Source organism: Pantoea sp. CFCC18177, assembly GCF_059412425.1.
Genome location: NZ_JBNBPL010000048.1, coordinates 1 through 7,407, shown reverse-complemented (window position 1 = coordinate 7,407; position 7,407 = coordinate 1). Strand labels below are relative to the sequence as shown.

The following is a 7,407-nucleotide window of genomic DNA, read 5'->3' as shown; positions in this document are numbered from 1 at the left end:
ACTCACCGGACGTCGCTCCAACATTCTTCGGCTGGAATAAGCCGATTAATGTTCACAATGTGGAACGACGGAATTTTCTGGGGTTCCGGCGTAGATCCCCCTTTAGGTTTCTTGCTGGCTAACCGAAGCGATTCCAAATCGTCCGTGTGGACGAGCGTGTTGTCGAGATCGAATAAGCACAGGCGAAACATTCGTACTCCCTTCGACGCTGCTGGCGAGTAGTGATAGTTGGGCGGCGGGCCGCGATGCACGCGCGACGTCACCGGTGCCCGCGGAACTTCAACAATGGAATCAAACGAATGGGTCGTTGCTCACGGCCGTGCGTGCGACCTAGAGGCGTCAATCGGTACGTCCATTTCGAGGACAACTACGCGCCGCAATTCGTGCCTAGTGCGTCTCGCGCGCACAGGCCGGAGAAGTGTTGCGAGACCGTATTGGTTTTGCAGCAATCTCTCAGGAAGTCCTCTTCCCGCATGGGAAGCGCAGGGCGCGGGGGAGGGGCCCAAACGGAGACCCGCGTTACGTCGGCGGACGTTGTTCGTGCTGTCGGTCGTCTGTTGGGACGTCACGTGCCTGTAACGCGTCGTACGATGTCGGCAGCTGCACCTTCAACATCGAACCCAGGGTCGCTGATACAAATCTGGGGCGCTTTCGGCGGCTCGTAAGCCTGAGACACGCCGGTAAAGGCGCTTAGCGTTCCTGCCCGTGCCCGTCGGTAGTGGCCCTTCACATCCCGGGCCTCACAAATTGATAAGGGGACATCAAGGAAAACCTCGACATATCGATCGGCCCCGATGATGTCCCTTGCCGTTCTACGGTCCTGCTCAAAGGGGGACACGAGTGCGACGGCTACGAAGATGTCACAGTTGTTGGCCAGTCTTGCAACCTCCGCGACTCGACGTACATTCTCAGTTCGGTCAGCAGGCGCAAAACCCAAGTCTTGACTCAGGCCCTGCCGTACAACGTCGCCGTCCAGCAGACATACTGGACAGCCGCGTACTCGAAGCTGGCGGGCAATCTCCACTGACAGCGTTGTCTTGCCCGCTCCGCTCAGGCCCGTGATCCAAATAGTGCGCATACGCCCCTCGTGACGGGATTGCTTATTGCGAACTCACCAGACCGCAGCCGGCGCACAGATCTCCAAAGCCTGGAAACGACGTTCCAATCGCCTCCGCGTCCACGATCGTTATTCCGTCTTCGCAGCGAGAGCTGGCGATGGCGAATGCCATACCGATCCGGTGATCGTACGCCGTCTCAATTGCGACACCACCCTTGAGGGTTCGACTGCCCACGCCCGATATCACCGCGCCGTCCGGCTTGGATTCGACGGTCACGCCCAGTTGGCGCAGTCCCACGAGCATGGTCTCGATACGGTCGCTCTCTTTGACCCTGAGCTCCTCCGCGCCGCGCACTACAGTGGTCCCATTGGCAAAGGCCGCGGCGACAAAGAACACAGGAAACTCGTCGATCATCCGGGGGGCGATATCTGCGTCCAGCTCGATCCCCGCCAACTCGGCGCCAGTGACGGTTATATCGGCGACCTCTTCGCCGCCAGAGCTGCGGCGGTCCGAAAGCTCCACGCGCGCGCCCATGAGCCGTAGTGCGTCGACAATGCCGGTGCGTGTCGGATTAATGCCAACGTTCCTGATCGTAATAGAGGCGCCCGGATTGATAGCTGCCGCCACCATAAAGAATGCTGCGGACGATATGTCGCCGGGAACAACAACGTCCCGACCCTTCAGGTTGCTTCGCTCGACCCGAATCTCTTGCCCGCTGACCGAGACGTTGCCCCCAAAGGCGGATACCATGGTTTCCGTGTAGTTGCGGGTCGGCTTGCGCTCAATTACCGTGGTGACTCCATCTGCATAGAGGCCAGCCAACAACACCGCAGATTTCACTTGGGCGCTGGCCACAGGCAAATCGTAAGTGATGCTGCGCAGCCTGGGTGTTCCGGCGATCCTCATCGGAGCGGTCCCAGAAGGGGAAAGTTGAATTTCCGCTCCCATTTGGCCAAGGGGAGTTGCAACACGCCCCATCGGCCGCTTCGACAACGAATGGTCTCCAACTAGCACGCTTTCGAAGGGCTGCCCTGCCAAGATCCCTGCCATCAGCCTCATCGCAGTACCAGCATTGCCAGCGTCGAGCTCCGCATTTGGCCGCGCAAGCCCTCTCTCGCCGGCTCCGTAGATCGTCACAAGCCCGTTGGCAATCTCGATGCTCACTCCCATGGCTCGCATCATCCCAATGGTGCTGACCACGTCCGCTGCCAGCAAGCATTTCCGAACCGTGGTAACCCCTTCAGCCAGAGAGCCGAGCATCACCGCGCGGTGAGAGATGGATTTGTCGCCGGCAACCTCAATCACCGTGGGGTTCTGAGTCAGACGGCCGGAAAACGTAACCTTCATGTGTGCCTCACTAGAATTAGACTGGAAATTTCTCGCTACTAAGATGATCAATTGACGACATTTGAGCGCAGTGGCCCCGAACGAATTCGATCAACCGATGTTCTCTTTCTTCCACCGACCGTAGGGAGCCGGCGACTTGGCGTCCAATGGCCGCCCGCAGAAAATAGTCGCGCCAACCCTGCGCGGCCTCGTCAGCAAGATGATTTAGCGAGTTTACATCGGCGGACTGGAAAATTCCACCTCGCGCAAGAATGGTCCCCAACCATCTCGCCCAGCTCCGTTGGTTGGCCAGGAAGCGTAGTATTTTGGTTAAAGGCTCTTCGCTCTCCAGGGCGGAACGAAAAGCCTCGTTGACGCGAGCGGCCTTGCGTTCGATTGCGGCCCTGACCGATTCGATTCGTCCAATGGCGCCAGCCACGACAGTTTCGGCTGCGGGCTGAGTCCGGCAGTCGCTTCGCACTCTAGCGGTGAGAACATAGGGTGCCCCGTGCGTCGCTTCGCTAAACAACTGCTGATGGAGCAGGGTTAGGCGCCCCAACGTGTCGTAGTGCTCCGCATAGACGTCGCCCAGAACATCGTACAGAGTCTGCTTGTCGCAGGCGGACTCTTCGCCCCGCAAATCAAAGAGCTGCTGTACCCGCGCGGTCTTGATAAGGCCGATGAGCTGTGCGTTGTCGACTGTTCCGACGACACCGGTCTGCTCGTCCAGGGCGCGGACTAAGATCAAATGTGTTCCGGTTGTATTTGCGGAAAATTTCAGCTCCGGTCCTTTGCAACACGGCACTAAAACAGGTTGCCCCGCGTCGAGCAAGGGCATGATCGTGCCGCCCAGCCCTGTGGGGGTAGCCACAACTTCCAGAGCGACGCCCAGCGCGTCAGCAACGACTTGCGTTTCGCCCGAACCAAAGAACATTGACTCGACCGAGCGCGAAGGGGGGAGCCCTGTCACGTAATGATCAATTGTTGCCAGCGCAAAATTGTAGGCCTCGTAGCCATAGGAAAGCAGATGCTCGACAGCCAGCCCTTTGCTGACGCGCCAGCAATTGAGGCCGTGGTGGTCGTATGTGGTCCCATCTGCAATAAACCGAATCGAAGCCAGGTGTCGCATTTCCTTCTCGCCTCAATCTAGATAATCGGGTCTTCAATTTTCCTAATTCGGGCCGCCTCCAGCGTGGCGATGGCACTCGTCAGTAAGCGGTTAGGGTACATAAGCGGCGCAGCCAGCAGATCGCGTACAGTGCGCTCAATCGGAATAGAGGCCGCGCGGACGTATCCGTTGTGAGCCCCCGCCAGAATCTGCAGGGCTTGAGCCACTTTTAGGGCTGTCTCAGACGCAAATACCTTGAGGCAGGAAATTTCCTGGGCGAACTCATAGTCGTACGCGCGGCGACCATACTGAATCTGTTCGAAGCCATGAAGACATCTGTCCCTCAATGCTCGAATAGCGGCGAGATCTGCTCTTACTCTGCCGATTGCCTCCCTGTATGCATCGGACGCGAGCATCGCGCCGAGGCGGGAGCTATCCGCAGCGACTTCTAGAGACTGAGTGAGAAGTCCGGTGGCCGCGCCCAGCCAAGCAGAAGCCCAAGCGATATGGCCGGCGGGTACAAACGCTCGGGCGATGACAGCGCTAACGTTGCGTACCGCGACCCGCTCCCGCCCAACGCGCAGATCAAATTCCATCGGCACGCTGCGCGTGCCGCGCATTCCGCACGAATCCCACGGGCCCGTGGCGTGAGCAACGCCATGGGATCTCGACGCGATCACCAAGCAAGTGTCACGATCTGGGGCCTCAGCCGTTTTTTTCATCAGAATGAGAAAGCTGTCGGCGTGCTCCCCGTAGCTGACTATTGGTGCTTTTCGCCGGACCAATACATGGCTGCCGGCGTACTCCAAGGGGGCGAGCGCCTTGGTGACGTCTCCGCCCTTCCCGTACTCGCTTGTCACGCTTGCCACGAGCCTTTCACTCTCCTGGAACTCGCGGAGGAGATCGATCTCTAGCCAATCCTCCACCGAACGGACAGCCCAGGCCTGTTGTACATGCATGGCATATATCATCGCTGTCGAGAGGCACTCAGCCCCTAGCAGGCTGTTGAAATTGGATACGGTGTAAACGGGCCCTGAGGGCAGTGCGTTAGAGATATCGTGTTCATGATCTTGGGCAGGCGAGAGCGATGCGCGGAATGGACGAGATGCAAGAACCGCTGTTCACGACGGTGAAGCTGGAAGACTTCGTGCCAGCCGATCATCCGTTGCGACCACTTCGGTTGCTGGTCAATCAAGCGCTGAAGCGACTTAACGGATTGTTCGGCACGATTTACGCAGACAGCGGCCGTGCGTCGATTCCCCCCGAGAAGCTGCTGCGTGCGTTGCTGCTGCAGGTGCTGTACTCGGTGCGCAGCGAGCGCATGCTGATGGAGCAGATGCGCTACAACCTGCTGTTCCGCTGGTTCGTCGGACTGGCGATCGAAGACGCCGTCTGGGACCACTCGGTGTTCTCCAAGAATCGGGATCGTCTGCTCGAGCACGAAGTGGTCGAAGCGTTCTTTACCGAAGTCATGAGCTTGGCCGACAAGCAAGGGCTGCTCTCCAGAGAACATTTCTCGGTCGATGGCACGTTGATCCAGGCGTGGGCCAGCCACAAGAGCTTCCGGCCCAAGGACGGTTCGGACGATCCGCCGGCCGGCGGCGGCCGCAATGTCGACACCGACTGGAAGGGCAAACGGCGCAGCAACGACACGCATGAATCGAGCACTGATCCGGATGCGCGCCTGTTCCGAAAGGGACGACAAAGCGGAGCCATCCTTTGTTATCAGGGGCACATCCTGATGGAGAACCGCTCGGGCTTGGTGGTCGGCGCCGTGGTCAGTCACGCGGACGGTTTCGGCGAACGCGCGAGTGCATTGCGCCTGCTCGATTGCGTGCCGGGTCGTCACGCCAAGACGCTCGGTGCCGACAAGGGTTACGACATGCGCGACTTTGTGCGGGATTGCCGAACGCGCAAAGTGACGCCGCACGTCGCGCGCAACGACACGCATCAAGGCGGCAGCGCGATCGACGGACGGACGTCGCGGCACGCCGGTTATGGCATCAGCCAAGTGATTCGCAAGCGAATCGAAGAGCACTTCGGCTGGGGCAAGACCGTCGGCAGGATTCGGCAGACCGCGTATCGCGGCATCAAACGGGTCGACCAGCACTTCAAGCTGACGATGCTGGCGAGCAACCTGACTCGAATGGCCCGAATACTGGCAGCGGTGCCGCAAGGAGCGACGCGATGAGCCGCCCGAGCGCAGCAGTTGCGTGGCAACGCGCCGGCCGGCCCGCTCGCCAGCGGGGCATCCGGCACGATTCGTCTGCAACTCAACGGCCAATCGCATACGAAACCCTTTTAAACAGTGCCCCGGCCGTCAAAATGAGGCGCTTTTCAACAGCCTGCTAGCCCCTCGACTACCTCTGCACTGGTTGCCAAAGGATGCGTGCCAAACGGGGCTGAGAGAAGTTGAGCCTCTCTGAGACTGCGTACAGCGCGCTCCGGGAACATGCCTCGGCTGTCCACCTCTGCCGCGTTGTCTCGAGCGGCAAGGCGGACGCGCTCCGGCAGCGCTAGCTCCCTCATATGCCAGCATCCTTAACGAGATCGGACACAACCGCAGACAGCGAGTCGACCGTCAAGAACGTGCTTGCCTGCAGTGCCTCCTCAGGAAAGCGGATGTGCAAATCCTCCTCGATTTTCACCACCAGGCGTATGACCGAGAGCGAGTCCAACCCCAGGATGGATAGGCTCTCGCTTCCGTCCAAAGGACGATCAACGGAAAGAATATCGCCAAGGATCTGTGCCAGTTCTGTATTCATGCTTTCGCCTTCTCGAAGTCCCGCGAAACTTGCCCGCTAGATGAGTTCCATCTCAACGTATGAGCCAACGGGGCAGGTGGCCTGAAGGCCCTTCGGCGGAGATGCAATCTTGACCAGCACGTAGGCGACGCTGCTCTTAGCGTCCGGCTTAGAGGAGATGACATCGATTGCGGGGTACATTCCGATGCTTGTGAGTGGCGACGGGGACACGGACACGACCTCGCCACGATATTTCGAACCGCCAACTTCCACGCGTACCGCGTCACCGAGCCGCCATCCGCGTCTCTGCTGTCTCTCGGGTATTACGCCAAGGGCGTATGGGTGGTGACAATCCACAAGCGATGCGAGCCTTTCGCCGGCGGGGACCTCGCTTCCGCTCCCGACCAGCACGGTATTTATCCGTCCGCTTTGGCCGGCCACTAAAGTCGCCTTTCGAAGTCCGTTGCTCGCGGAGGCGAGAGCAGCCTCCGAGTCCAGCAATGTCCGTAGATGCTTCTTCGCGGACGCGAGATCCAAGGCGGCGCTCTGCATTTCTCGCTTGGTCGCCAACACAGCACCTTCGAGAAGACCCAGTTTCGGGCCGGAGTCGTCATCAAACCCAATATCGATCTCGGCACCATTTTTGACCGCAGTTTCGGAGGCCCAGTCTCGCTCCAGCTTTTCTTTCCGCTCTTCTGCGGCCCGCAATTCATGGTCGGCGCGCGTGATCGCGGTGTGGGAGTAGAACCCGGCCTCTTCAAGCAGCCGTCTAGAGGCCAGATCAGTCCGCAGCGCGTCGATCTCAGCCTCGCCCTCCCGTACGGCCGCGGCGGCAGCCTGGGTCCTCTCCCTCAGTACGGCTCTCTTGAGGCCGCGCGCCAAGACCAGCTTGCGCTGCTGCTCCGCCTGTGTCTGCTCCAAGGCGCCAAGTCGTGCCGTTGCCTTATTGACATCGTCCTCCGCGATGGCGACCTCGCGCTGCAGAGCTATTAGCTGCCTCGAATCAAAGTGCCCGTCGACGATTTCCATTAGCGGACTTCCGCCATCGACGAAGGCGCCGGGTCGCAATTGGGGGATCTACGCCGGAACCCCAGAAAATTCCGTCGTTCCACATTGTGAACATTAATCGGCTTATTCCAGCCGAAGAATGTTGGAGCGACGTCCGGTGAGT

Annotated in this window: 7 protein-coding genes; 1 reads left to right on the top strand and 6 read right to left on the bottom strand. The window is 59.6% G+C overall.

The window, feature by feature from the left end; translation table 11 throughout:
* Positions 1–565 precede the first annotated feature (565 nt).
* Genes cysC through ACPUC8_RS25875 form a run of 4 tightly spaced genes read right to left on the bottom strand, consistent with a single transcriptional unit; the run spans position 566 to position 4,451 of the window.
* Positions 566–1,078: an adenylyl-sulfate kinase gene (gene cysC, locus ACPUC8_RS25890; protein WP_065810685.1), complete on the bottom strand. Its 513-nt coding sequence runs from the start codon at positions 1,076–1,078 to the stop codon at positions 566–568.
* Positions 1,079–1,100: 22 nt separating this feature from the next.
* Positions 1,101–2,405 (bottom strand): 3-phosphoshikimate 1-carboxyvinyltransferase, encoded by a 1,305-nt coding sequence (gene aroA, locus ACPUC8_RS25885; protein WP_065810684.1) that lies wholly within the window; start codon positions 2,403–2,405, stop codon positions 1,101–1,103.
* 16 nt (positions 2,406–2,421) lie between these two features.
* The gene (locus tag ACPUC8_RS25880) at positions 2,422–3,513 is read right to left on the bottom strand and encodes a hypothetical protein (protein ID WP_065810683.1); all 1,092 of its coding nucleotides are present in this window, start codon (positions 3,511–3,513) and stop codon (positions 2,422–2,424) included.
* A gap of 17 nt (positions 3,514–3,530) precedes the next feature.
* Positions 3,531–4,451, bottom strand: coding sequence for an acyl-CoA dehydrogenase family protein (locus ACPUC8_RS25875; RefSeq protein WP_065810682.1), 921 nt, complete (start codon positions 4,449–4,451; stop codon positions 3,531–3,533).
* Between the two features lie 137 nt (positions 4,452–4,588).
* Between ACPUC8_RS25875 and ACPUC8_RS25870 the strand changes: the two genes are divergently transcribed.
* A complete protein-coding gene (locus ACPUC8_RS25870; RefSeq protein ID WP_077268099.1) occupies positions 4,589–5,683 on the top strand; it encodes an IS5 family transposase in 1,095 nt (364 codons plus the stop codon).
* 334 nt (positions 5,684–6,017) lie between these two features.
* Here ACPUC8_RS25870 and ACPUC8_RS25865 read toward each other — a convergent pair whose 3' ends face one another.
* Positions 6,018–6,257 (bottom strand): phosphopantetheine-binding protein, encoded by a 240-nt coding sequence (locus ACPUC8_RS25865; protein WP_065810680.1) that lies wholly within the window; start codon positions 6,255–6,257, stop codon positions 6,018–6,020.
* Between the two features lie 36 nt (positions 6,258–6,293).
* Positions 6,294–7,265, bottom strand: a complete 972-nt coding sequence (locus ACPUC8_RS25860) for an HlyD family secretion protein (protein ID WP_065810679.1) — start codon at positions 7,263–7,265, stop codon at positions 6,294–6,296.
* Between the last annotated feature and the right edge of the window lie 142 nt (positions 7,266–7,407).